Origin of the sequence: Cupriavidus sp. SK-4 (genome assembly GCF_000611125.1) — a bacterium.
Lineage (GTDB): Bacteria > Pseudomonadota > Gammaproteobacteria > Burkholderiales > Burkholderiaceae > Cupriavidus > Cupriavidus necator.
Genome location: NZ_JFJW01000139.1, coordinates 47,057 through 72,417 on the forward strand (window position 1 = coordinate 47,057; position 25,361 = coordinate 72,417).

Genomic DNA, 25,361 nt, shown 5'->3' on the forward strand with positions numbered 1-25,361 from the left:
GGGGATGACCGCTGCAAGCGAGGCACACATATGCTCAATCTGCCCAAGTTCAAGGCTGCGGCCGTCCAGGCGGCTCCCGTCTTCCTCGATGCCGACGCCACGGTCGACAAGGTCTGCCGCCTGATCAAGGAGGCCGCCGACAACGGTGCGAAGCTGGTCGCCTTTCCGGAAGTGTTCGTGGCCGGCTACCCGTACTGGAGCTGGCTGACCAACCCGGTCGACGCCAGCCCCTGGTTCGAGAAGCTGGTCAAGGCATCGATCGAGATCCCCGGCCCGGAGATCCGCAAGATCGCGCAGGCCGCGCAGGCCAACCATATCAACGTGATCGTCGGCGTGAACGAACGCAGCCGCACCGGCGTCGGCACCCTGTTCAATACGCTGGTGACCATCAGCGACGAAGGCCGCATCCTGGGCCGCCACCGCAAGCTGGTGCCGACCTGGGCCGAGAAGCTGACCTGGGCCAATGGCGACGCCTCGGCACTGCGCGTGCACCAGACCAGCGTCGGCCCGCTCGGCTCGCTGGCCTGCGGCGAGAACACCAACACGCTGGCGCGCTTCTCGCTGCTGTCGCAGGGCGAGCTGATGCACGTGGCCAGCTATATCGCGCTGCCGGTGGCCCCGGCCGACTACGACATGGCCGAGGCCATCAAGGTGCGCGCCGCCGCCCACTGCTTCGAGGGCAAGGTGTTCACCGCGGTGTCGTGCTCGACCGTGTCGGAGGAAATCATCGAGGCCATGAGCCCGCTGAACCCCAAGGCGCGCGAACTGCTGTCGCGCCGCAACAGCGCCTTCTCCGGCTTCCTGGGGCCGGACGGCCGCGTGATCGGCGAGCCGTTGATCGACGCGGAAGGCATCGTCTACGCCGACATCGATCTGTCGCGCTGCATCCAGCCGCGCCAGATGCACGACATCACCGGCCACTACAACCGCTTCGACATCTTCGACCTGCGCGTCGACCGCCGACCGCTGCAGCCCGCCCAGTTCCTGGACGGCGCCAGCCAGGCCTTCGACCTCGACGCCGAGGAAGCGGAACTCAACGCATTCGACCTTTCCGAGAGCAAGTAAATGTCTTTCCTGTTGACGCCCCAGAAGCCGCTGCGCATCGGGCAGATCGTGCCGTCCTCCAATACCACCATGGAGACGGAAATCCCCGCCATGTTGCGCGAGCGCGAGAAGGACTTCGCCGAGCGCTTCACCTTCCACTCCAGCCGCATGCGCATGAAGAAGGTGGTGAAGGAAGAGCTGGCGGCCATGGACCGCGACAGCGACCGCTGTGCCATCGAACTGTCCGACGCGCGCGTTGATGTGCTGGGCTACGCCTGCCTGGTGGCCATCATGAGCATGGGCAAGGGCTATCACCGCGTCTCCGAGGCACGCCTGACGCAGCGCACCGTCGACAACGGCAACCCCGCGCCGGTGGTGACCAGCGCCGGCGCGCTGGTCGACGGCCTGCACGCCATGGGCGCAAAGCGCGTCTCGGTGGTGTGCCCGTACATGAAGCCGCTGACGAAGATGGTGGTCGACTACATCGAGAGCGAAGGCATCGAGGTCAAGGACTACACCGCGCTGGAGATCCCCGACAACCTGCAGGTCGCCGCGCAGGACCCGGCCAACCTGCTGGAGATCTACAAACGCATCGACACCACCGGCGTCGACGCCATCGTGCTGTCGGCCTGCGTGCAGATGCAGTCGCTGCCGTCGATCCAGAAGGTGCAGGACGAATCGGGCATCCCGACGGTGTCGGCGGCGGTGGCCACCACCTGGCAGATGCTGCGCAAGCTGAACCTGCGCGCCGAGGTCGCCGGCTGCGGTGAGCTGCTGAGCGGCAAATACTGAGCGCCATCCCACGCTTTGGTCGTCCCTGCCCGTGCAGGGACGACGTTTCGCCCACGCACATGAACGACATTCACTTCTACGAGCCCACGCGCGGCCACGGGCTGCGGCACGATCCGCTGGCCGCCATTGTCGGTCCGCGCCCGATCGGCTGGATCTCGACGGTGGACCAGGCCGGGCGCGCCAACCTCGCGCCCTACGCATTCTTCAACGTCTTCAACTACACGCCGCCGGTGGTGGCGTTTTCCAGCGTCGGCTACAAGGACACAGTGCGCAACGTCGAGGACACCGGCGACTTTGTCTGGAACCTGGTGACGCGCCCGCTGGCCGAGCGCATGAACGCCACCAGCGCGGGCGTGGCGTCGGAAGTCGATGAGTTTGGCCTGGCTGGCCTGACGCCGGTGCCGTCGCGGCTGGTGTCGGCGCCGCGCGTGCAGGAGAGCCCGGTATCGTTCGAGTGCCGCGCAACCAAAGTCATGCAACTGAACCGGGCCGACGGCGCCATGCTCGATACCTGGATGGTGCTGGGCGAGGTGGTCGGCGTGCATATCGACCGGGCCTTCCTGCCCGACGGGGTCTACGACACCGCCGCCGCCCGCCCCATCCTGCGCGGCGGCGGTCCGGCCGACTACTACGAGGTCAGCAAATCGACGCTGTTCCAGATGCGCCGGCCGGCCTGAGGCGCGGCCCTGCCCTCAGTTGGCAGGGCGGTGCAGGTGGATCAGCAGCTTCAGCGTGGCGCGCAGCTCGTCGGCCTTCTTCTTGCCGAGCGGCGCCAGCACATGGTCCTCGTGGGCCCGGGCCTGTGCGATCAGGGTGGAGGTCAGCTTCTGCCCGCGCGCCGTGATGCGCACCAGCGTGATGCGCCGGTCGGTCTCGTGCGGGATGCGTTTGACGTAACCCTGCGCCTCCATGCGGTCGAGCAGGCGCGTCACGGTGGGCTGCTTGGTCACCGAGATCTGCGCCAGCTCCCCGATGCTGATCGGCTTGCCGCCGGACAGCGTGGACAGGACGCGCCAGTCTGAGATGGTGAAACCATTGGCTTGCACGATCACGTGGAATTCCCCCGAGATCAGCTGGCTGGCCTGGGCCAGCAGGGCCGGGGTGTAGTTGTCGACGAAATCGTCGTCGGCGGTGTCGATGGGTTGGTTCATGCGGTCCGGTGGGCGGGATGCGGCCTCGTCGGCCGCGCGACGGGCAGAACATACCACGGCCGGGGCGTTCGTCCGGGGCAAGGCAGGCCGCCAGTGTGGCGTCTTCCTTGTTGCCCCATGAACTTTAAGTACAAAGCGACTGATTGGGCTCATCCGCCGGGTCTCGGGCGCCATGCGTTCAAGGGCGCGCCAACCGCGCCCGGAACACAAAGAGCAAGCCCAGCATTGCCGCTGCCAGTCCGAGTTGCTGCAGCCCGCCAATCCCCACCGCCCCGCGCTCTCCTTCAACCCATTCGAACCGCGGCGCATCCCGGTATTCATCCATCGCCACACCACGATAGCCCATGATGCGTGGGACGAAGAAGGCGCGCCACTGCGCTTCGAAGCGGTCTACCCGTGCCATGAAGCTGGCGTAGCGCGGCGCGTCGCTACCTGCCAGCCGGTCGGCAGCAAGCAGCAGCGACAGTGGCGGCGACAGCCAGCCCCATCGTTCCGCCTGCTCGAAACGCAGCGCGCGCGCCTGGTCGAACGCGGACACGACCGGCCGAATACGTGCTGCCTGGTCGAGGTAGCGCGGCATGAAGCTGACCGGCCATGCGTGCTGTCGTGCCGTGGCCGGGGCCCACTGCGGATTGGCCTGATACCACTCGTCCACCAGGTCCGACATCCTGGCTTCGGCGCTCTGCTGCGCCGCGCGAACCTGGACGATTGCCGCCAGCCGTGACGGCATCGGCATCGTGCAATCCGCCAGCGCCGCGACCATCGCAGGCGTGCCGAAGGTGGCGATGGCCCACAGGCCAAGCCCGGCCAGCACCGCCGTGGCGCCGGAACCGGGCAGCAGGTTGAGCGCACCGCTGGCCGCACTCCAGAACGCGATGAACGCCGTCACGCAAAACAGCCATGCGAGATACGCCGACAGCGTTGCTGCGGGGTCCAGCAGGAATGCCAGCGTGGAAGCGAGCACTGCAATCAGCCAAACCGCGCCCGCCCGGACCGCGATGACGGCGAACAGCACACGCCCGCCGGCCGCACCCTGCGCCATCGACATCCGCCACGTGCCATGTTCGCGCTCACCCTGGACAATGCCTGCGCACAGGCACACCAGCATGAGCGGCGCCAGCAGCGCGATCGCCGTCGCCAGGTCGAAGGTGCCGTAGCGCTGCAACAGCGGGTTGGCCAGCCGCTCCTCGTTGCGCGCGTCGGTGTGGCGGCTCTCGACAGTGACGCGAATCGACGGCGGCAGCAGGTCCAGCACGCTGCTCGCCAGCGCCAACCCGCCACCTGGCCGCAGCTGCGCCACCGGGGCTTCCGACCTGGCGAACCGGAATGCCGCCATGGCGGCCTGCTCCGGCGATGCCGGCAATGCCTTGGCCTGGGCAAGGCGCAACGCCGCCTGCCCGTTTGCTTCCAGTTGCTGCAGCTTTTCATGCCATGCGCGCGCAACGAGACCCGATGCCAGCGCGCACGCGCACAGGGCGGCAGCGAACAGCAGCAGCGCCCAACGGGCACTGCCTGCCGCGCAGAAGCGGCGGCATTGCGCGGCAAGCGCCTGCCTGGTCTGTCTTATGGAGTTCATGGCTGTATCCTGCGAAGAGAGAAGAACAGGCCGGCCGCGGCCAGCCCGCACCACCAGAACATGATCGCGATCTCCGGCAACGCTGCCCGCAGCGCGAAGCGCGCCGGCGGCATGGCGTAGGCAAAGGGCCGGATCGCGCGCCAAAGCGCAGCGCCGGCGTACCTGGCATCGAACGAAGTCATGCCGCGCGTATGGCTGGCATCCCATTCATCGATGGCCGTGTTGACGCTGCGCCGATAGCGCTCCGCGGCGGCCTCGTAGTCGCGCTGGTGCGAGAGATCCGTTCCCGCCATCTTCATGGCGAAGTTGCGGATCGCCAGCGTGGGGCTCAGCAGCGCGGCGGCGCGCATCACGTTCTCCTGCGCCGCATAGCGCTGCCACAGCGCATCGAAATGCAGCGCATGGACCCGGTCCGCGTAGGCGTCGCGCTCCAGCCGCCGCAGCGGCGCCGCGCCCACCGGCAGGTCCGCCAGGCGCGTGACGCCGTAGCGTGCCAGCAGCGCCGCGTCATGGCGTTCGGTGCGGGCCGCCAGGTTGCCGTCGCCCGGCAGTCCCTCGGTGTAGTCGCGCTGGATTGCCGCCCAGAACGCTTGCGCCGACGGCAGCGGGACGGCATGCCGCGCAACCGCCGCGCCCATGCCCGGGATCACGAAGACAAAGGCCAGCCACAGGCCCACCAGCACGAACAACGCGCTCCTGTCGTCGGCCACCCAGGCCGACACCGCCAGGCCCAGTCCCACCAGGATCGCGGCGTATAGCAGATAGCCGGCACCGAGGCCCGCTGCCCGCCACCAGACCGCACCATCCAGCGTGCCGCCGGCGCTGGCCGCGATGACCGGGGCCAGCGCCACGGCCAGCGCAAACACGGCAAAACCCGCGCCCAGCGCCAGGAATTTGCCGGCCACGAGCCTGGCCGGCGCCACGCCGGCACCGTGCATCATGCGCAGTGTGCCGCGCTGCCGCTCGCCGCTGACGGCATCGAAAGTGACGGCGATCACCAGCAGCGGCAACAGCACCGCGAACACGAAACCGGCGCTCAGGTCGCCGAAGCGGGTGGATGGCAGCGCATCCTGCGCGGGCTCGAAGCGCGCCACATTGCGCCGGTGCGGCTCCAGCCACAGCGCTTGGCCAAAATAGTCGCCCAGCCCCGGCTCGATCACCGTCAGCGCGGAGGCCGGCCGGAACACGTACAGGCCGAAGTGCGCGCCGCGATGCGGATGCTTGTCACCCTGGTCGTCCCACTGCTGCCGCGTCGCGGCGGCAACCTGCGCCACCTCGCTGGCGACGGCGGCATGCCGCTGCAGCGAGGCCAGGAAGGCGACGGCCAATACCGCGGCGCCGATCACAAGCAGTGCTGCGAAGCGCCCCTCCCTGGCCATCGCCCTGAGTTCCTTCACAACCACGGTCCTGATCATGGCGCAACGCCCTGCGCGCGCGCATGGGCCAGGTAGGTTGAGGCCAGTGCCTCGTGGCCGACGGTGGCCGCGTCGAACTCGGCCACCAGCACGCCGGCACGCAGGATGCCGATGCGGTCGGCGAGCTGCCTGGCGTTGAACAGGTCATGCGTGGCCATCAGCACCGCCATGCCCGCGTCGGCCGCTTGCCGGACACGGCGTGCCATGTCATCGGCCGCGGCCGGATCCAGCCCCGAAGTCGGCTCGTCAAGCAACAGCAATGACGCGGATTTGGCCTGGGCAATGGCCAGGCCCACCTTCTGGCGCATGCCCTTCGAGTATTTCGCTACGCGCCGGCCGTGCGCGTCGCGGGCCAGCCCCGCGCCGTCCAGCAGCGCCGTGGCCCCGGCACGCGACAGGCCGATGCCGGCAATCGAGCAGAAGTAGTCCAGGTTTTCCGCGCCGGACAAGTAGGGATACAGCGCGACGTTCTCAGGCAGGTAGGCGACGCGCCGCCTGACCGCAGCCGGATCGGCAACGGGCGACAGTTCGTCGACCAGCACCGTGCCACCGGCCGGCGGGAGAAACCCCAGCGTCACATCAATGGTGGTGGTCTTGCCCGCGCCGTTGCCGCCCAGCAAGGCGTAGACGCAGCCCTTCGGCACGGTAATATTCAGGCCGTCCACAACGCGACGCCCGTCGCGATGGACAACCAGGTCACGAATTTCAAGCATGTCGTGTCTCCGTCGAATACGTCAGAAGAAATAGCGTGCCGCCATGCCGGCTTGCCATTTCGGCTGCGGCGCTACCAGCAGCCCCGCTGCGGACCCATACGCGGCCTCGGTCGAGAACCGGTGCGGCTGCAGCACCGCGAACAGCGACAACTGGTATTGCTTCCAGTCGAGCACCGCACGCAGGTCAAAGCGCGTGTAGGCTGGCATGAAGCGCAACTGGGTCTGCGGCGTTCCCATGTAATAGGGAATACCGGTAGTCAGGTAAGCATCGGCATTGACCGTCAGTTGCGCGCCCTGCAGCCGCTGGCGGTACTCGGCGCCCAGCTTGAGCTGGTGCCGGGGAACCGACAGCCTGGCCCCCGTGTTGGGCAGCGGGTTGTTCGCTTCGGCCTGGATGATCTGCCCGTAGCTGGCGTAGACCGACACCGGGCGGATGGGCCGCCAGCGGGCCTCCAGCTCATATCCCTTGCGCGTCGTGTCGCCGACCGACTTGAATGATCCGTCCGGCTGCCCCACGATCTCGTCCTCATTCAGCGTGTAATAGGCTACGGCGGTCACGGTCAGGTTGTTGGCCGGCGTCGCGGTAAAGCCCACGTCGTAGGATTTCACCTTCGACGGCGACACGTCATAGATCGTGCCGCCGGGCGCGCCCAGCGGGCCCGTGGCCCCGCTGCTGCTGATCTGCTCCGCGGCGGGCGAACGGAAACCCTGCGCGACGTTGGCGAACAGGTCGAGCCGGGGCAGCACCGACCAGACCGCGCCGAGCTTGGGCGTGGTGACGCCCGAGAAGTAGTCGGTGCTCGCTGCCGACAGCTTGCGGTTGACGATGTCGTAGTCGAACCAGTCGCGCCGCAGGCCCGCGGTCAGCTTGACCGCTTCGACGGGCTTGAACTGCCCCTGCACGAACACGCCGTAGGTGAGCAGGTCGAGCTGCTGCGCGTTGATATAGTTCGCAGTGGGAACGCCACGCACCCAGATCTGGCGCTGCGCGTCGCCGCGGTCGCGGCGCACTTCCGCGCCGACCATGAGCGCGGCCCGGTCTCCGAACGTGAAGTTGTTGGCCAGCCGGCCACCGAAGATATTCCGGTCATCCGACCCGACGGTGTGCTGCACGCTGCTGGTGGCAATGCCACGCTCGCGCTCGAAGGCTTCCCCGTACAACGTCGCATACCAGCCGTCCTCGCCATGCGCCGGGGCGCGATTCAGCGCGAACATCGAACGCTTGCCGCTGCCGAAGCCTGGCAGGCCGTATTGCGTGGAGCGCGGGTCCACCTTGCCGGATTGCAGGTCGCCCAGCAGCAGGTAGCCGGCGACTGTCGATTCGGAGCGATAGTGGTTGAGCCGCAGGCTGTAGACGCCATCGCCGATCCTGGCCGACAGCTTCCAGAAGAAGTTGTCGCGGTCGGTGCTGCCGTCGTACCGGTAGCTATGGGTGCGGTAGATATCGGCCACGAACAGCGACCGGATCGGCTCGGACCCGGGCCGCATCGCATGGCTGCCTGACAGGACCAGTGTTGCGCGCTTGCCGTTGTACCGGTCGAAGCCGATGCCGATGCTGGAGGGCACGTCGCCCGACTGCGTGCTGATCGGCACGGCACCCGCCCGGTTCTGGTCGCCATACAAGGCGGACACCGGCCCCTTGATGACGTCGATCTGGCCGATCATGTCCGGGGTCAGCCATTCCAGGAACGCCGGCCCATGCCCGGCACCGGCCTGGCTGGACGGCATGTTCTGCGGCACCCCGTCCACATAAACGGCGGTGTCGGCGCCGTGCGTGCCCTGGGTGGAGAAGCCGCGCATGCGGAAGCCGTTGCCCGTGTCGCCCTGGTCGATGTTGTTGGCCACCACCCCAGGTACGCGACGGAACATGTTGGAGATGTCCCGGCCGATATTGATGGTGCCCAATTCATCGGCGGTGACGACCGAGACCGCGGCCGGCAGGCCGGTGCTGTCCGTGGTCACCAGCTTGCGTTTGCCTTGCAGGCTGGTGTCCTGCGTCGCCACCACGCTGACTTCCGGCAGCACCGTATGCTGGCGTTCGGCAAATGCGGCTTGGCTGAAGACGCCCGACGAGAGCGAGAGCAGTGTCCACGCCAGCGGGCGCGCGGCACCCGTGTTTTCGTTCTTGTTCATGAAAGCTCGCGGCAGCCCGGCGGTATCCGCTACGGGCACCGGGCTTGCCGTACAAAATTCAGACGTGAGGATGCCACCCGCCTGGCATGACGCAGCGGGCGCGCAATCAGATGTAAAGGGAAGGGATGCGGCCGGGGGTTAGCCGGCGGCGCGGGCCAGCGCCGGTGGCGCGCGCAAGGCAGGGGGAGAGAGGAAGCGGATACGCCATGTCGGCGCGGCGATATCGACCTGCCGTACCCGTGACAGCAGGCGCAGGAAGACGCAGAGCAATTGCGCCGCGATGGCGGCGCTGATGAAGAGATGCAACCGGGGCGAGCACCACAGGCAATCGCATTCCGTCGTGCCATCGGCAGGCACGCGGTCCGTGTCGGACGTGTCCGGCGTGGCGGCCGTCTCGGGGATTGCGCCTGCGGTTGTGTTCGCCATGACAGCCTCCAACCGCGTTCCCGGTACCGCATGCACGTGCGTCACCGCGGCCCACGCCTGCACTAACAAGAGCAGGAGCACGGCCCAGATGAGACGAACGATGTTCGCATGCTTACGCATTGACGGAGGCGCTGGCTGTGTCGACCGGCGCCATATTAACGCAACTCAATTGCAATTGTAAGTCGATGCCGCGACATATTGCTGCCGCCCGGCACCGCCAGCGGCGGTGTTGGTTTGCCTGTCCGGCAAGCCGCTAAAGACTGCGGCGTCCCCGCCGTTAAGTAAGAGTTGGCCAGCGAAGACATTGGCAAGACAGGCAGCCGGCACGCCGGTGCCTGCACTTCTGGGGTGGAAACGGGAGAGAGACATGCAGAACCTGGGGATTCGCGTACGCCTGGGCGCGGCGTTTGGCGCCATGTGGTCGCTGATGGCGATCGGGATCGCGGTGGCCTTGCCGCGGATGCAGGATGCGGCCGATGCGCGGCAACTGCTGATCGCGTTGGGCGTGGGTGGAATATGCCTGGCGGTGGGCGCGGTCTGGGCGCTGGCGCGCAGCATCGAGGCGCCGTTGTCCGAGGCCGTCTACATTGCCGAAACCGTGGCGGCAGGCGACCTCAGCCAGGAGTTCGACACCGAGCGGGGCGGCGAGTTTGGGCGGCTGCTGGGGGGCCTGGGCGAGATGGAAGACATGCTCACCGACCTGGTGACACGCATCCGCGCCTCCACCGATTCGATCACCGCCGCTTCGCACCAGATTGCCGCGGGCAATACCGACCTGTCGCAGCGCACGGAAGAACAGGCGGCGGCGCTGGAAGAGACCGCATCGAGCATGGGCGAGCTGACCTCGATGGTGCAGCAGAACACCGAACGCGCGCGCGCCGCTAACGGGCTGGCGGCAACCGCATCGGGCATCGCCGCGCGCGGTGGCGAAGTGGTGGGCAACGTGGTGCAGACCATGTCGGCGATCAGCGCCAGCTCGCGCAAGGTCACGGACATCATCGAAGTGATCGAAGGCATTGCCTTCCAGACCAATATCCTGGCGCTGAACGCCGCGGTGGAAGCCGCGCGCGCGGGCGAGCAGGGCCGCGGCTTCGCCGTGGTGGCGGGCGAGGTGCGCACGCTGGCGCAACGCAGTGCGTCGGCGGCGCGGGAGATCAAGCAGCTGATCGACGATTCGGTGCAGCAGGTGGACAGCGGCTCGGCACTAGTGGGCCAGGCCGGCGAGACCATGCAGGAGATCGTTCAGGCAGTGGCCAGCGTGACCGGGCTGCTGGGCGAGATCACTGCGGCCTCTGAACAGCAGAGTGCCGGGATTGCGCAGGTCAACGAGGCGGTGGCGCAGATGGACACCGTGACGCAGCAGAATGCGGCGCTGGTGGAGCAGGCGGCCAGTGCGTCGCACGAACTGGCGGGCCAGGCCACTGAGCTGCAGCGCGTGGTGGGCGAGTTCAAGCTGGATGCGGAACCGGCGTCAGCACAAGCGCCGGGGCATGGCGCATTCAGGCAGGTTGCCGCGTTCGGCTGATGTGGGCAGCGCTGCAGCTGCGGCCATGGCCCGCTGACCGCTTGTGTGCCCCCCTCTCCCGCAAGCGGGAGAGGGGAGCAAACCCGCGGGAGGCAGGAGCCTTCAGCAATTCAAGCCGTCACGCAAGCCGGCAGCACCGCCTGCACCGCCGCCGCAAAGCGCTCGACGATGCGGTCAATATCCTGCGGCGTGCAAATAAACGGCGGTGCGAACAGCACGTGGTCGCCGCGCACGCCGTCGACCGTGCCCCCCATCGGATAGACCAGCAAGCCATTCTGCATCGCGGCGGATTTCAACCGCGCATGCGTCTTCAGCGCCGGATCGAGCGTGGCCTTGCTGTCGCGGTCGGCCACGAACTCCACGCCAACGAACAAGCCGCGTCCACGGACATCACCCAGGTTGGGATGGTCACCCAGCGCCTCGCGCAGCTGTGCGCGCAGTTGCTCGCCGCGGGCCAGCACGTTGGCCAGCAGCTTGTCTTCGGCAATGGTCCGCTGTACCGCCAGTGCCGCGGCGCAGGCAGTCGCATGGCCGATATAGGTGTGGCCATGCTGGAAGAAGCCGCTGCCGCCGACGATGGCGTCGTAGATCCGCCGCGTCGACAGCATCGCGCCGATCGGCTGGTAGCCGGCGCCCAGGCCCTTGGCGATGGTGACGATATCGGGCACCACGCCATCCTCTTCGCACGCGAACAGGTAGCCGGTGCGGCCCATGCCTGACATCACTTCATCCAGGATCAGCAGCACGCCGTACTTGTCGCACACGGCGCGGATGCGCTTCAGGTAGTCGCCCACCGGCGGCACCGCGCCGGCGGTGGCGCCCACCACGGTTTCGGCGACGAAGGCGGCCACGGTGTCCGGGCCGAGTTCCAGGATCTTCGCTTCCAGCTCGTCGGCCAGGCGCTGTGCGTACTGCGCGTCGGTCTCGCCGGCCTGCTGGTCGCGGTAGGCATAGCACGGCGACACGTGGTGCGCCGGCACCAGCAGCGGCAGGAAGGGCTCGCGCCGCCAGGCGTTGCCGCCGATGGCCAGCGCGCCCAGGGTGTTGCCGTGGTAGCTCTGGCGGCGCGCGATGAAGTGGCGGCGGCTGGGCTGCCCTACTTCCACGAAATACTGGCGCGCCAGCTTCAGCGCCGACTCCACCGCTTCGGAGCCGCCCGAGACGAAGTAGACATGGTCCAGGTCGCCCGGCGCCGCTTGCACGAGCGTGTCAGCCAGGGTCTCCGACACCTCGGTGGTGAAGAACGAGGTATGCGCGTAGGCGATGGTGTCGAGCTGCGATTTGATCGCCTCGATCACGCGCGGATGGCCGTGCCCCAGGCATGACACGGCGGCGCCGCCGGAGGCGTCGAGATAGCGCCGGCCTTCGCTGTCGATCAGTTCGATGCCCTGCCCGGCAACGGCAACGGACAGCTTCTGGCGCGGATTGCGATGGAATACGTGGGTCATGATGGTGTGGTGGTGGTGCCGCGCGTCAGCGGCGCAGAGCGGAATTGGTGTCGGTCGGGCGGCGCTCCAGCACGCGGCCGGAAAACGCGGGCAGTGCGCTGCCTTCGCTGTCCGCCTGCGTGGACTGTTCCCAGACCCTGGCGCCGTTGACCCAGACGCCGTGGATGCCGGTGCTTAGTTGCAGCGGGTCTTCAAAGGTGGCACGGTCCTGCACGAGGTCCGCATCGAACAGCACCAGGTCGGCAAACGCGCCCGGCACGATCCGGCCGCGGTCCGCCAGCCCGTATTGCTGCGCAGCCAAGCCGGACATCTTGTGGATCGCGGTTTCCAGCGTCATCAGCTGGTCTTCGCGCACCATGCGCGCCAGGATGCGCGGGAAGGTGCCCCACTGGCGCGGATGCGGGCGCGGGTCGAACGGCAGGCCGTCGGAGCCGAAGATGGTCAGCGGAAACTGCGCAATGCGCTCGACATCGCGCTCATCCATGATGAAGTAGATCGCCGCCGCGGGGCGCAGCTTTGCCAAGAGCGCGTCCTCGTCCAGGCCAAGCTCCTGCATCAGCTCGTGGAAGTCGCGGCCGCCCGCGGCCGGGTAGCCGGTGGACCAGGTGATCATGGTGCGCGTGGACTGGCGCACGCGGTCCAGCCGCAGCATGGTCGAGGTCGCGGGATAGGGATGGCAGTCCAGGCACAGCGGCTGCAAGCGTGCGGCTTCAGCCAGCAGCCCGAGGGTTTCGACCGAACGCCCGTGGTTGCGCTTGCCCGCGACCTTGTGGTGGGAGAACACCACCGGGCAGTCGAGCGCGCGGCCGATGCGCAGCGCTTCTTCGATCGACGGCACGATGTCGTCTGTCTCGTCGCGCAGGTGGGTGGAATAGACGCCGCCGTGGGTGCGGACCGGCTCGCACACGGCGATGATCTCGGCTTCGGTGGCGGCTGCCGCGGGCGGATAGAACGTGCCGGTCGAGACACCGAAGGCGCCCGCCTCCATCGCCAGCCTGACCTCGTCGCGCATCGCAGCGATTTCTTCTGCATTGGCGGCCCGGTTTAGCTCCGGCATCGCGCGTACGCGCAACGTCGAATGCCCGAGCAGCGGCACCACGTTGACATTGGCCGGCGTCGCGCGCAGCGCGTCGAGCCACTGCGCGAAGGTATCGAAGCGGAACAGCGCTGGCGGCCCCAGCAGGTCCAGCGGCTGCGGCGGCGCGCTGCTGACCAGCGGGGCCACGCTGATGCCGCAGTTGCCGGTGACTACGGTGGTGATGCCCTGCGACACCTTGGGCGTCATGTCCCGATGCACCAGCAGGTAGCCGTCGTCGTGCGTGTGGGCGTCGATAAAGCCCGGTGCCAGCACGCGGCCGGCTGCGTCCACGGTATGTTCCGCGGTCATGTCAGCGCAGTCGCCTACGGCGACGATGCGGTCGCCCGCGACGGCCACATCGGCCACGCGGCGGGCTGCGCCCGTGCCGTCCACGACCGTGGCGTTGCGGAAGATCAGGTCGGCGCGCCTGGGCGCGGCTGGTTGCGATGCCATCGTCAATCCTTGTCTCGTTGGCGGGCCTTACTGCGGCGTGATGCCGGCCTGCCTGACCACGGCCGCCCATTTGTCGGTTTCACGCGCGGCATAGCCGGCCAGTGCCTGCGGCGTGCCGCCGACCGTCTCGGCGCCCAGCGCGGCGAACTTGTCCTTGATGGCCGGATCCGCCAGCGCGCGGTTGAAGGCGCCGTTGAGCTTGCCCACCACCCCGGCGGGCGTGCCTTGCGGCGCGACCAGGCCACCCCAGGCCACCCCTTCGAAACCCGGCACGCCGGACTCCGCGATGGTGGGCAGCGCCGGCAGCAGCGGCGAGCGCGCCAGGCTGGTCACCGCCAGCGGCTTGAGCTTGCCGGCCTTGATCAGCGGCAGGATGGTCGGCATGTTGTCGATCAGCACATTGACCTGGCCGCCCATCACATCGGTGGCGGCCTGCGGGCTGCCCTTGTAGCCGACGTGCGTCCAGGCCAGCCCCGCCTTGTCCGCGAGCAGCTGGCCGGTCAGGTGGCCGGACGTGCCTTGCCCCGGCGAGGCATAGGTGACCTTGTCCGGGTTGGCCTTGACGTAGGCCACCAGCTCGGCAAAGGTCTTCACCAGCATCTCCGGCTTGACCGCGATCACGTTCGGCACCTTGAACAGCAGCACCACCGGCACGAAGGCATCGGGCCGGTACGGCAGCTTGCGGAAGGTGCTCTTGTTGATCGACAGCGTCACGTTGTTGGCATAGCCCAGCGTGTAGCCGTCAGGCGCGGCGCGCTCCAGTTCGGAGATGCCGATCACGCCCGAGGCGCCGGGCTTGTTGTCGATCACGAACGACTGGCCCAGCGACTTGCCGACTTCGGCGCCCAATGCGCGCATCAGCACGTCAGGACTGCCGCCGGCGGCTGACGGCACCACCAGGCGGATCGGGCGCGACGGATAGCTGTCGGCCATAGCCGGGCCAGCCAGGCCCGCCGCGCCCAGCCACAACAGGGTGGCCATGAACCGTCGCTTTTGCTGCTGCCTTTGCTCTTGCATCTCGATATCCCGTTCAGTACCTGGGTTGGACCCGACTACGCGTTTGCAGTATAGGGGCATGGCCCGAGTCAATGCAACATTTGTTTCTTATTAAGCAAAAATGAAACAAGCGTGATGCGGCGCCGGCACGACAGCCCTTGCCGTAACGGCCCGAACTCCATGAAACAGTCGTTACAGCCATCGGGGCGCCGCGCTGCGGCACAGCCCCTGCGCCTCAAGGAAGCGCGCCGCCGCCAGTGCCTGGCTCTCCAGCCAGGGCGCCGCCACGATCTGGATGCCTGCGGGCAAGCCCTCGCCCGCACAAGGCGCGGCCACCACTGGCAGGCCCGCCAGCGACAACGGGCGCGTCAGGTGCCCGGCATCGGCACGCGGGCGGTAGATGCGGCCGGCGCCGTTGACGGTGTCGGCACCGATCGGCGTGGCCGCATAGGGCGTCGAAGGGGCCAGCAGCAGGTCGACGTCATCGAACAGCGCCAGCAGCCGCTGCCGCCACGCCGACTGGTACTGGCGCGCGGTGTCATACCAGCCGCGCGGCATCGCGAGCCCGGCCAGGATGCGCTGGCGCACGAAGGCGCTGTGGCCGCCGTGGCGCTCGGAGAACCCCATGGCCTGGTGGTTGCGCCCGACTTCGTAAGCGGAGATCACTGAGGCGGCGTCGCGCGCCGAATCGGCGTCGGGCAGGTCGATAGTGCGCACCGCGCCAAAGGCCGAAGCCACGCGCAGCACTGCCGCCTGCACCCAGGGCTCGGCAAAATCAGAGAAGCCGCGGCCGAGCACGCCGACGCGCAGCGTCGCGACACCACGGCCTTGCGGATCAGCAGGCGCGTCCATGCCGAGCATGGCCGCATAAGCCAGCGCGAGGTCACCGGCGCTGCCGGCCATCGGGCCGACCGTATCCAGGCTCTGCGCATACGGCACGCATCCCCTCAGGGGCAACCGCCCTGTCGTCGGGCGCAGCCCCCAGATGCCGCAGAACGCAGCCGGGGCGCGGATCGACCCATTGGTATCCGATCCCAGCCCGAACGGCACCACCCCGGCAGCCACCAGCGCCGCGGTGCCGGCCGACGAGCCGCCGGTGATGCGCGACGGATCGAGCGGATTGCGCACCGGACCGCCGATCACGTTCTCGCCGGTGGCGCCGCACGCGTATTCGTCCATCGCCGCCAGCGCAACGGGCACCGCGCCCGCGGCGACCAGCGCCTCGACCGTATCGGCGTGGCGCAGTGCCGGCGGCTCCTGCGCGCGTGGCGCGGCGCCGGCCAGCGTGGCGTGGCCGCGCACGTCCAGCAGGTTCTTCACCACGAACGGCACGCCCGCCAGCGGCGGCAGCGGCCGGCCCTGCGCACGCAGCCGGTCCAGCGCGGCGGCCTGCGCCAGTGCGCTGTCCGCCAGCAGCGCCGAGCAGGCATTGAGCGGCGCGGCGGCTTCGGCGCGCCGCAGGGCGTCTTGCACCAGATCGAGGGCAAGCCGCTCGCCGCTGCGCACTTGCGCCGCCATGGCGGCGGCCGTCAGCGTGTCAGCAGCCATGCTGCCCCTCCGCTTGCGCCAACGCCTGGCGCAGGCCCGCCACCATGGCCGCCATGCCGGCCAGCAGGGCGGCGGCCTGCTCGCAATCCTGCTGCGCCACCGGCACCTGCAGGCTCGCGGCGGCTTGCGCCACCAGGCCGGCGGGATCGTCGTCGCTTGCTTGCGCCATGGTTGCTTGCGCCATCCCTCAGCTCCGCGATTGCATCAGCTGGCGCGGAATCGCCAGGATCAGCACGGCCGCGGCCAGCATCAGCCCGGCCAGCGCCAGCACGCCCAGCGAGATGCTGCCGGTGCTCTGCTTGATGCCGCCCATCAGCACCGGGCCGATCAGGCCGGCCAGGCTGGCCGCGCTGTTGATCATGGCAATGCCGCCAGCCGCGGCGGTTCCGGCCAGTACGCGGCCCGGCAGGCCCCAGAACATCGACAGCGTGGCCATCAGGCCGGAAATGCCGATGGTCAGGAACACCATCGCCATCACCGTGTTGTGCGGGAACAGCGTGCTCGCCCACATGCCGACGGCTGCCACCAGCAGCGGCAGCGCGGAGTGCAGGCGGCGCTCGCCGGTGCGCTCGGCGTGCGCGGCATTGACGTTCATCGCCACGCAGGCGACCGCATACGGGATCGCCGTCAGCATGGCGATCTCAAGCGGCGACGACATCCCGGTCGACTGGATGATGGTGGGCAGCCAGAACACCAGGCCGTAATTGCCGATATTGAACAGCAGGCAGATCGCCATCAGCATCCACAGCACCGGCGACTTGAGCGCGGAGATAAAGCGGGTGTTCTTCTTCGCGTTCTCGGTGGTCAGCGTGCGCGTGATGGCGCCCGCTTCGGCCGGCGTGAGCCATGGCGCGGCCTCCGGCGACTCGGGCAGCATGCGCAACAGCAGCAGGCCCAGCAAGATGGCCGGCAGCGCCTCGATCAGGAACATCCACTGCCAGCCTTGCAGCCCATGCAGGTCATGCGTGGCCGACATCAGCGCGCCGGAGATCGGGCCGCCCAGCACCATGCCCAGCGGCATCGCCAGGAACAGGATCGACATGATGCGCGACTGCCGGTCGGCGGGGTACCACTTGTTCAGGTACATCACCGCCGCCGGGAAGAAGCCGGCCTCGGTCACGCCCAGCAGGAAGCGCGCGGCGTAGAACTCCATCGGCGTGGTCACGAACATGGTCGCGGCGGATACCAGCCCCCACAGGATCATGATGGCCGCCATGCTGCGGCGCATGCCGAGGCGGTAGATCAGCAGGCTGCTGGGCACCTGGCACAGCATGTAGCCCCAGAAGAAGATGCCCGCGCCCAGGCCATAGACCACGTCGCTCAGCCCCAGCGCCTGCTGCATCTGCAGCTTGGCGAAGCCCACGTTGACCCGGTCCAGGTAGCTGAAGAAGTAGCACAGCACGATAAACGGCACGATGCGGCGCGTGACCTTGGCGAACGCGGTGGCGGCGGCGTCCGGCAACACGGCGGCGTGGCCCGGGGACTGCGGGATGGCTGGCTTGGCCAGGGACATGATGGATCTCCTCCTTGTACAGGCGCGCGGGGTCCGACGCCATGGAGATGCCATCATAGCGGAACATGAAACAAACGTTCCACTAAGGTTTACGCTGAAACAAACGGTTTTATTCCTTCACGTGACGCAGAAAGCCCGCCTCAATGAAAAAGGGCGGCAATGCATGCCGCCCTGTGGCGCTGTCAGGCTGGTGCGCGTGGCTTGTCCGCCGCACGCTTGCGCGGGGTCTTGCCGCCGCCGCTTGCCGGCGGAGCTGCCGGCGCGGTGACATCCTGCGAGGCGCCGACCATGGTCAGGGCGTTGCCGTGCTCGTCCAGCGTGACCTCGCCTTCCTCATGGATGTCGCGATGGCTGCCGTCGGGCAGCTGGATGCGGTAGTTGACACTGTACGGCGCCTTGTCGACGATGGCCGCGCGGATGGCGGCCTGCACGCGCGCGCGGTCCTCCTCGACGATCGACGCCAGGTAGCGCTCCATGGTCACCTTGAACGCCTGCGGGGCCCAGCCGAAGATGCGGTAGGCCTCGTCGGTCCAGGCGCAGTCGTCGGTCTGGATATTCCAGTACCAGCCGCCCAGGTGGGCAATCTCCTGCGCCTTGGCCAGCAGCGCCTCGTTCTGGCGCAGCGCGGCCTCGGCGCGGCGCCGCTCGGTGATGTCCAGGCTGACGCCGATCATCTTGACCGGGCGCTGGTCGAAGTCGCGCACCAGCGTGGCCCGCGACGAGATCCAGCGCGTGGTGTCGCCGTGCACGACGCGGAACTCCCACTCATGCATCTCCTGCGCGCCCAGCGTGCGCGCCAGCACCTCGCGCAGGCGCGCAACGTCGGCCGGATGCACGCAGGCCCAGAAGTCGTCCATGTTGCGGATGTGGCGGCCGAACAGCGTGACGTCGTTGGACGAGTAGGTCAGGCCATCGGTCAGCACGTTCCATTCCCAGGTGACGATGCCCGAGACCTCCTGCGCGAACTTCATGCGCGCCTCGCTCTCCATGATCTCCGCCAGGTGCTTCTGGCGCAGTTCCTTGATGTGCGGGTCAGAGGCAGTGCTGGCCTCCAGATCGGCGATAGCCTGCTCGCCGTAGCGCAGCCACAGCCAGTTGACGCCCAGGAAGCGCGCCAGCGCGAGCAGCCGCTCGTATTCGATCTCGCCGCCGCGGGTCCACTTGTGCACCGCCGACGGCGACACCGACAGCGCCTCTGCCACCTGCTTGAGCATGATCCTTTTGCCTTCCAGCACCCCCTTCAGGCGCGTGGCAAAAGTGTCTTCCGTCATGGGCATCCCCTCCGCTTTTTTTCAACCGATGGTGAATTGAGTAACTCGAACCTTACACCATCACCGCAAATCGCGCGAATTGATAGTCACAGCCAATCGAATTAGTAAAATCAATCTACTTTTTGAATTGCAGCACCCCTGCGCTCCTCACTAGACTTCATCTCACATCACCAATAGTAATTTAATTAACTGTTAGTGAATAGACAAAGCACCGAGACCAACGAGGAGACAACCCCATGCAAGAGACCACCGCCCCCGTCTGCGGCACCACCCCGCCGCTGGCCTACACGCTGCCGGCCCACTACTACACCTCGCAGGAAGTCTTCGAGCAGGAGAAGAAGACCATCTTCGCGCGCAGCTGGGTGTGCGTGATGCACAAGAGCCAGGTGGCCGAGAACAACCAGTACGCCACGGTGAAGGTGGCCGGCGAGAACGTGTTCGTGGTGCGCGGCCGCGACGGCGTGCTGCGCGCGTTCTACAACGTCTGCCCGCACCGCGCCCACGAGCTGTTTGCGGATGGCGCGGGCAAGGCCAAGAACGTGATCACCTGCCCGTACCACGCCTGGTCGTTCGGCCTGGACGGCAAGCTGATCCACGTGCGCAACGCCGAGAACGTGCCGGGCTTCTGCAAGGACAACGCGGGCCTGACGCCGGTGCGCGTGGAAGAGTTCTGCGGCCTGGTCTTCGTCAACCTGGACATGGACGCGAAGCCGCTGGCCGAGCTGGCAGGCAGCCTCAACGACGAGATCCGCGCGCGCTGCCCGGATGTCGACAAGCTGGTGCCGGCGCACAAGCTCAGCTACGAGATGAAGGCCAACTGGAAGGTGGTGGTCGACAACTACCTGGAATGCCTGCACTGCCAGACCGCGCACCCGGCGCTGGTGGAGTCGATCAAGATGGAGACCTACAAGCACGAAGTGCGCGGCCTCTACACCAGCCAGGTCGGCCAGACGCGCTCGGGCAGCGACGCCTTCACCTATGACAGCGACGCCCCCAACACCGACTTCGCCGCCTACTGGCTGTGGCCCAACGTGACGCTGAACGTGCTGCCGGGCGATGGCAACTACGGCGTGTTCTACATGTTCCCGGTGGATGCCGACACCACCATCCAGCACTTCGAGTTCTACTTCCGCGACAGCACGCCCACGGCCGAGCAGGAGCAGCTGATCGAGTACTACAAGAACGTGCTCAAGCCCGAAGACCTGAGCATCGTCGAATCGGTGCAGCGCGGCCTGAAGTCGCGCGGCTACCGCAACGGGCAGGGGCCGCTGCTGGTCACCGACGACAAGACCTCCGCCATTGGCGAGCACGGCGTGCAGCACTTCCAGCAGATGGTGCTCGACGCCCTGGCCGCCTGAAACGAACCACCGAACCGGAACCGCAGCAATGATCCAGACCCAGCTCTATATCGACGGCCAGTGGCAGTCGCCCATCGACCAAGGCACGCGCGCCATCCTGAGCCCGGCCGACGAGTCCGTGATCGCCCAGGCCGCCGAAGCCACCCGCGCCGACGCGCGCCTGGCCATCGCCGCTGCGCGCAAGGCCTTCGACGGCCCGTGGCGCCAGACGACGATCCGTGACCGCGCCAGGCTGCTGAACAAGATCGCCGAACTGATCGACCGCGATGCCGAGAAGCTCGCCCACCTGGAGTCGCTCAACACCGGCAAGACGCTGACCGAGAGCCGCACCGACATGGGCGATATCGCCGCCACCTTCCGCTACTTCGCGGGGCTGGTTGCATCCGAGTCGGGCGCGGTCAACGAAGCGCCGCACCATGTGATCAGCCGCACCCTGCGCGAGCCGGTCGGCGTGTGCGGCCTGATCACGCCGTGGAACTACCCGCTGCTGCAGGCCGCGTGGAAGATCGCGCCCGCGCTGGGCGCCGGCAATACCGTGGTGATCAAGCCCAGCAACCTGACGCCGCTGACCACGCACCACTTCACGCAACTGGTGGCCGAGCTGGACCTGCCGCCCGGTGTGTTCAACCTGGTGACCGGCGGCGCCGAAGTCGGCGCCGAGCTGGCCGAAAGCCTGGACGTGGACCTGGTCTCGTTCACCGGCGGCGCCTATGCCGGCGAAAGCATCATGAAGGCCGCCACCGGCAACTTCAAGCGCATCGGCCTGGAGCTGGGCGGCAAGAACCCGAACATCGTCTTTGCCGATGCCGACCTGGACGCAGCGGTGGATTACGCGCTCAACGCCGCGTTTTTCCACGCCGGGCAGGTCTGCTCCGCCGGCTCGCGCCTGATGATCGAGGACAGCATCTATGATGCATTCATCAGCCGGCTGGCCGAGCGCCTGCCGCGCATCGTGATCGGCAATGGCTTCCACGGCGAGACCCAGATGGGCCCGGTGCAGTCGGCGCAACAGCACGAGAAGATCCTGGGCATGGTGCAGGCCGGCATCGCCGAGGGTGCGCGCCTGGTCCACGGCGGCAAGCGGCCGGCTGGCGATGTCTTCAAGAAGGGCTACTGGCTGGAACCGACGCTGCTGGCGGACGTGACGGCCGACATGAAGATTGCGAAGGAGGAGATTTTCGGGCCGGTGATCACGGCCGAGCGCTTCCGATCCGAGGAAGAGGTGCTGCGTGCCGCCAACGACACCCCGTACGGCCTGGCCGGCGCGGTCTGGACCCGCGACCTGGACAAGGCCAACCGGATGTCGCGCGGGCTGCGCTTCGGCACGGTGTGGGTCAACGACTACCACCCGTACTTCCCGGAAGCGCCGTGGGGCGGCTACAAGGCGAGCGGCATCGGCCGCGAGCTGGCCCGCGTCGGCCTGGACGAGTACACCGAACTCAAGCACAGCTATATCAACCTGGCCCCCAAGGCGATGGGCTGGTTTGGCGCCTGAGCGCAGCTGACTTCGCAATCGCGTGCGCCGAGTGGAATCCTGCTGCCCGCCCCCGGGCCGCCACGCCCGGCGTCACGCAAACAAGGAGATTGCACCATGCAGGCAATCCATGAGTACGACTACATCATCGTCGGCGCTGGCTCGGCCGGCTGCGTGCTGGCCGCGCGGCTGACCGAGGATGCCGATGTCTCGGTGCTGCTGCTGGAAGCCGGCGGCCCCGACTGGCGCCTGGACTGGCGCACGCAGATGCCGGCGGCGCTGGCGTATCCGCTGCAGGGCACGACCTATAACTGGGCCTATGTGACCGAGCCCGAGCCGCATATGAACAACCGGCGCATGACGCAGGGCCGCGGCAAGGGGCTGGGCGGTTCGTCGCTGATCAACGGCATGGTCTATATCCGCGGCAACGCGATGGACTACGACGGCTGGGCCGAAAACCGGTCGCTGGAGAACTGGAGCTACGCCGACTGCCTGCCCTACTTCCGCAAGGCCGAAACCTATGACAAGGGCGCCAACGACTATCACGGCGGCAACGGCCCGCTGCACGTGACCACGCCCAAGGCCAACATCAGCCCGCTGTTCGACGCCTTCATCAAGGCCGGCGAGCAGGCCGGCTATGGCCAGACCGAGGACCTGAACGGCTATCGCCAGGAAGGTTTCGGCCCGATGGACCGCACCACCACCGCGCGCGGGCGCCGCTGCAGCACCTCGCTGGCCTATCTCGACCAGGCCAAGGACCGGCCCAACCTGACCGTGCATACGCGCGCGCTGGCGGACCGCATCCTGTTCTCGGGTCAGCGCGCCATCGGCGTCTCGTACATGCAGGGCGACCATGTGCGCGAAGCCCGCGCACGCCGCGAAGTGATCGTCAGCAATGGCGCGATCGCCTCGCCGCAACTGCTGCTGCGCTCCGGCGTGGGCAATGCGGACGAGCTGCGCGCACTTGGCATCGAGTCGGTGGCAGACCTGAAGGGCGTCGGCGAGAACCTGCAGGACCACCTCGAGATGTACCTGCAATACGAATGCACCAAGCCCGTATCGCTGTACCCGGCGCTGAAGTGGTGGAACAAGCCCGCGATCGGCATCGAATGGTACCTGCGCGGCACCGGCACCGCGGCATCCAACCACTTCGAGGCGGGCGGCTTTATCCGCAGCAGCGATGACTTTGCCTGGCCCAACCTGCAGTACCACTTCATCCCGCTGGCGATGAACTACGACGGCAGCAACCCGGTGCAGTCGCACGGCTTCCAGTGCCATGTGGGCTCGATGCGCTCGCCCAGCACCGGCTTTGTCAAGCTGGCCAGCCGCGACCCGCGCGTGAAGCCGCGGCTGCTGTTCAACTACATGGCGCATGACGTCGACTGGCGCGAGTTCCGCTCCGCGGTGCGCCTGACGCGCGAAATCATCGGCCAGCAGGCGATGGACGAGTTCCGCGGCCGCGAGATCAAGCCCGGCATGATGATCCAGAGCGATGCCGAGATCGACGCCTTCGTGCGCGAGCATGCCGAGACCGCGCTGCACCCGTCCTGCACCTGCAAGATGGGCGACGCCTCCGACCCGATGGCGGTGGTCGACAACCAGGGCCGCGTGCACGGGCTGTCGGGCCTGCGCGTGGTCGATGCCTCGATCATGCCGAAGATCATCACCGGCAACCTGAACGCGCCCACCATCATGATGGCCGAGAAGCTGGCCGACGTGATCCGCGGCCGCGCGCCGCTGCAGCGCTCGACGGCGCCTTACTACAAGGCCGCCACCGCGCGCGGCGGGCCGCAGGCAGACGCGGTGCGGCATCCGCCAGCCACTGCGCGAATGCCGATGCCGATGCCCGCCTGACCAGGCGGCGCGGCGCGCGGGCTTCCCGCCAGAACCCCTGACCGACGCATGTGCTGCCGGGACTTCGGTCCCCGGCGGGCAGCGTGCGTCCGGTCGGCGCGCCGCGCACCCACACCACAAAGCCGGCTACCCAGAACAAACCCAGACCGGCTGCAAGGAGGAGACTTCCATGCTGCGCAAATGCTTTGCTTCAAAACGCGCCCTGCAAGGCGCCGTGCCCCTGCTGCTGTGCCAGGCGCTGAGCGCGCAGGCGCAGACCAGTGCCGAGGCCGAAACCACGCTGGCCGTGGCGCCGGTGCCGCAGGTCACGGCGACCGTGCCGCCGGCCGAGGCCGCATCGCCCGCGCCGCTGAGCGCCAACCTGACGCTGACATCGCAATATGTATCGCGCGGCTTCCGCCAGACCTGGGGCAAGCCTGCGGTGCAGGGCGGCATCGACTACGCCCACCCGAGCGGCTTCTCCGCGGGTACGTGGATGTCGAGCATCAGCGACAAGTTCATCGAGGGCGGCACCGTCGAATGGGATCTGTATGCCGGCTACACCGGCACCGTCGGCGATTTCACCTATGCCGGGCAGGTCTACTACTACCTGTACCCGGGCGCGAAACTGCAGTACGCGCAGACCAAGTACAACTACGGCGAGGCCGTCGCGTCGCTGACGTACAAGTGGTTCAACGTCAAGTACTGGCTGACCTATACGCCCGACTACTTCGGCTACAACAGCGCCTCGCTGCTCGCCGGCAATGACCTGCACAGCCGCGGCTCGGGCTACCTGGACATCAACGGCACCTTCGACCTGGGCCACGGCGTCACGCTGCTGCTGCATTACGGCCAGGAGCGCGTGCGCAACTTTGCCGCCTATAACTTCCGCGACGTGCGCGTGGCGCTGTCCAAGGCCTTCGAGGGCGGCTGGACCGTGACCGGCGCCTATACCCGCGGCTGGGGGCGCACCGACGTCTACGACAAGTACACCACCGGGGCGCTGGATTCGTCCGGCAACCCGTCCGTTTCCAACCCGCTGAAAAGCACGTTCCTGGTCTCGGTGACCAAGACGTTCTGACGGCAATCTTCAACCGCTGTTTTACCGCTTCCTACCACCATGGCCTCCCTGGGTCTTACCGACGCGACCGGACTTGTAGGCGTTGCCGCCTACGTTGCCGCGCATTTTGCCGTGCAGGTCCTGCACAAATCCCCGACCGGCAGGCTGGCCGTCGTCCTCAACGTGATCGGGCCGAGCTGCATCCTGGTCTCGCTGACCGGCGCCTTCAACCTGGCCTCGTTCCTGACCCAGTGCTTCTGGCTGGGGCTGACGCTGGTGGGCTGGTGGCGCAACCGGCGGGCAGGGCATGCGGTGGTGGAAACGCTGGGCGGGCCGCGCCCGGGACAGCCTGCGCAGCAGTAACGGAGAGGCGGCCGGGACGCTTTGCAACGCGATACAAATCTTCCGTTGCCTTGGCACCCAGCCGTTTCTATACTCACCTCGAAACACCATTGGTAACGTAATTCACTTGCGGTGAATCGATAAGAACCCCGAAAGCCTGAGACCCCGTAACGGGCCGCATGGCAACCCGGGATGACAACAGGAGACAAGGA

Annotated in this window: 22 protein-coding genes; 9 read left to right on the forward strand and 13 right to left on the reverse strand. The window is 67.6% G+C overall.

Annotated features, from left to right (window positions below):
• The first annotated feature begins 30 nt into the window (after nt 1–30).
• Genes CF68_RS28135 through CF68_RS28145 form a run of 3 tightly spaced genes read left to right on the forward strand, consistent with a single transcriptional unit; the run spans nt 31 to nt 2,513 of the window.
• Nucleotides 31–1,065, forward strand: coding sequence for a carbon-nitrogen hydrolase family protein (locus CF68_RS28135; RefSeq protein ID WP_035825404.1), 1,035 nt, complete (start codon nt 31–33; stop codon nt 1,063–1,065).
• 12 nt (nt 1,066–1,077) lie between these two features.
• Entirely contained in the window at nt 1,078–1,836 is a 759-nt protein-coding gene (locus CF68_RS28140; protein ID WP_369798916.1) for an Asp/Glu racemase, read from the forward strand.
• Between the two features lie 59 nt (nt 1,837–1,895).
• Nucleotides 1,896–2,513, forward strand: coding sequence for a flavin reductase family protein (locus tag CF68_RS28145; RefSeq protein ID WP_035825410.1), 618 nt, complete (start codon nt 1,896–1,898; stop codon nt 2,511–2,513).
• A gap of 15 nt (nt 2,514–2,528) precedes the next feature.
• Here CF68_RS28145 and CF68_RS28150 read toward each other — a convergent pair whose 3' ends face one another.
• From CF68_RS28150 to CF68_RS28175, 6 genes are all read right to left on the reverse strand, one after another.
• On the reverse strand, nt 2,529–2,987 hold the full coding sequence (locus CF68_RS28150; protein WP_035825413.1) for a MarR family winged helix-turn-helix transcriptional regulator: 459 nt from the start codon (nt 2,985–2,987) through the stop codon (nt 2,529–2,531).
• 178 nt (nt 2,988–3,165) lie between these two features.
• Complete coding sequence (locus CF68_RS28155) at nt 3,166–4,563, reverse strand: DUF3526 domain-containing protein (RefSeq protein WP_051591726.1); 1,398 nt, start codon at nt 4,561–4,563, stop codon at nt 3,166–3,168.
• Nucleotides 4,560–5,978: a DUF3526 domain-containing protein gene (locus CF68_RS28160; RefSeq protein ID WP_035825415.1), complete on the reverse strand. Its 1,419-nt coding sequence runs from the start codon at nt 5,976–5,978 to the stop codon at nt 4,560–4,562. Before CF68_RS28160 ends, CF68_RS28155 begins: the two co-directional genes overlap by 4 nt.
• Nucleotides 5,975–6,691 (reverse strand): ABC transporter ATP-binding protein, encoded by a 717-nt coding sequence (locus CF68_RS28165; protein WP_035825417.1) that lies wholly within the window; start codon nt 6,689–6,691, stop codon nt 5,975–5,977. The genes CF68_RS28160 and CF68_RS28165 overlap by 4 nt, the downstream gene beginning before the upstream one ends.
• Nucleotides 6,692–6,712: 21 nt before the next feature.
• Nucleotides 6,713–8,824 (reverse strand): TonB-dependent receptor, encoded by a 2,112-nt coding sequence (locus CF68_RS28170; protein ID WP_035825419.1) that lies wholly within the window; start codon nt 8,822–8,824, stop codon nt 6,713–6,715.
• Nucleotides 8,825–8,962: 138 nt separating this feature from the next.
• Entirely contained in the window at nt 8,963–9,370 is a 408-nt protein-coding gene (locus tag CF68_RS28175; protein ID WP_035825421.1) for a DUF2946 family protein, read from the reverse strand.
• 247 nt (nt 9,371–9,617) lie between these two features.
• Between CF68_RS28175 and CF68_RS28180 the strand changes: the two genes are divergently transcribed.
• A complete protein-coding gene (locus CF68_RS28180) occupies nt 9,618–10,775 on the forward strand; it encodes a methyl-accepting chemotaxis protein (RefSeq protein ID WP_035825423.1) in 1,158 nt (385 codons plus the stop codon).
• A 110-nt stretch (nt 10,776–10,885) separates the two neighbouring features.
• Here CF68_RS28180 and CF68_RS28185 read toward each other — a convergent pair whose 3' ends face one another.
• The 7 genes from CF68_RS28185 to CF68_RS28215 form a co-directional block, all read right to left on the reverse strand.
• Nucleotides 10,886–12,223, reverse strand: a complete 1,338-nt coding sequence (locus CF68_RS28185; protein WP_035825425.1) for an aspartate aminotransferase family protein — start codon at nt 12,221–12,223, stop codon at nt 10,886–10,888.
• Between the two features lie 25 nt (nt 12,224–12,248).
• A complete protein-coding gene (locus tag CF68_RS28190; protein ID WP_035825428.1) occupies nt 12,249–13,754 on the reverse strand; it encodes an amidohydrolase family protein in 1,506 nt (501 codons plus the stop codon).
• Nucleotides 13,755–13,781: 27 nt separating this feature from the next.
• Nucleotides 13,782–14,735, reverse strand: coding sequence for a tripartite tricarboxylate transporter substrate binding protein (locus tag CF68_RS28195; RefSeq protein WP_235205912.1), 954 nt, complete (start codon nt 14,733–14,735; stop codon nt 13,782–13,784).
• 207 nt (nt 14,736–14,942) lie between these two features.
• Complete coding sequence (locus CF68_RS28200) at nt 14,943–16,298, reverse strand: AtzE family amidohydrolase (protein WP_035825432.1); 1,356 nt, start codon at nt 16,296–16,298, stop codon at nt 14,943–14,945.
• Nucleotides 16,288–16,482, reverse strand: coding sequence for a hypothetical protein (locus CF68_RS28205; protein WP_035825434.1), 195 nt, complete (start codon nt 16,480–16,482; stop codon nt 16,288–16,290). Before CF68_RS28205 ends, CF68_RS28200 begins: the two co-directional genes overlap by 11 nt.
• A gap of 3 nt (nt 16,483–16,485) precedes the next feature.
• Entirely contained in the window at nt 16,486–17,811 is a 1,326-nt protein-coding gene (locus CF68_RS28210; protein WP_035825437.1) for an MFS transporter, read from the reverse strand.
• Between the two features lie 182 nt (nt 17,812–17,993).
• Nucleotides 17,994–19,082: a helix-turn-helix transcriptional regulator gene (locus CF68_RS28215; protein ID WP_035825488.1), complete on the reverse strand. Its 1,089-nt coding sequence runs from the start codon at nt 19,080–19,082 to the stop codon at nt 17,994–17,996.
• Nucleotides 19,083–19,318: 236 nt separating this feature from the next.
• Between CF68_RS28215 and CF68_RS28220 the strand changes: the two genes are divergently transcribed.
• The 5 genes from CF68_RS28220 (at nt 19,319) to CF68_RS28240 (ending at nt 25,170) form a co-directional block, all read left to right on the forward strand.
• The gene (locus CF68_RS28220) at nt 19,319–20,440 is read left to right on the forward strand and encodes an aromatic ring-hydroxylating dioxygenase subunit alpha (protein ID WP_035825440.1); all 1,122 of its coding nucleotides are present in this window, start codon (nt 19,319–19,321) and stop codon (nt 20,438–20,440) included.
• Between the two features lie 28 nt (nt 20,441–20,468).
• Nucleotides 20,469–21,935: an aldehyde dehydrogenase family protein gene (locus CF68_RS28225; protein WP_035825443.1), complete on the forward strand. Its 1,467-nt coding sequence runs from the start codon at nt 20,469–20,471 to the stop codon at nt 21,933–21,935.
• Between the two features lie 96 nt (nt 21,936–22,031).
• Entirely contained in the window at nt 22,032–23,768 is a 1,737-nt protein-coding gene (betA, locus tag CF68_RS28230) for a choline dehydrogenase (protein ID WP_035825444.1), read from the forward strand.
• Between the two features lie 169 nt (nt 23,769–23,937).
• Complete coding sequence (locus CF68_RS28235; RefSeq protein ID WP_035825447.1) at nt 23,938–24,828, forward strand: TorF family putative porin; 891 nt, start codon at nt 23,938–23,940, stop codon at nt 24,826–24,828.
• 39 nt (nt 24,829–24,867) lie between these two features.
• On the forward strand, nt 24,868–25,170 hold the full coding sequence (locus CF68_RS28240) for a hypothetical protein (protein WP_013953723.1): 303 nt from the start codon (nt 24,868–24,870) through the stop codon (nt 25,168–25,170).
• Nucleotides 25,171–25,361 lie beyond the last annotated feature (191 nt).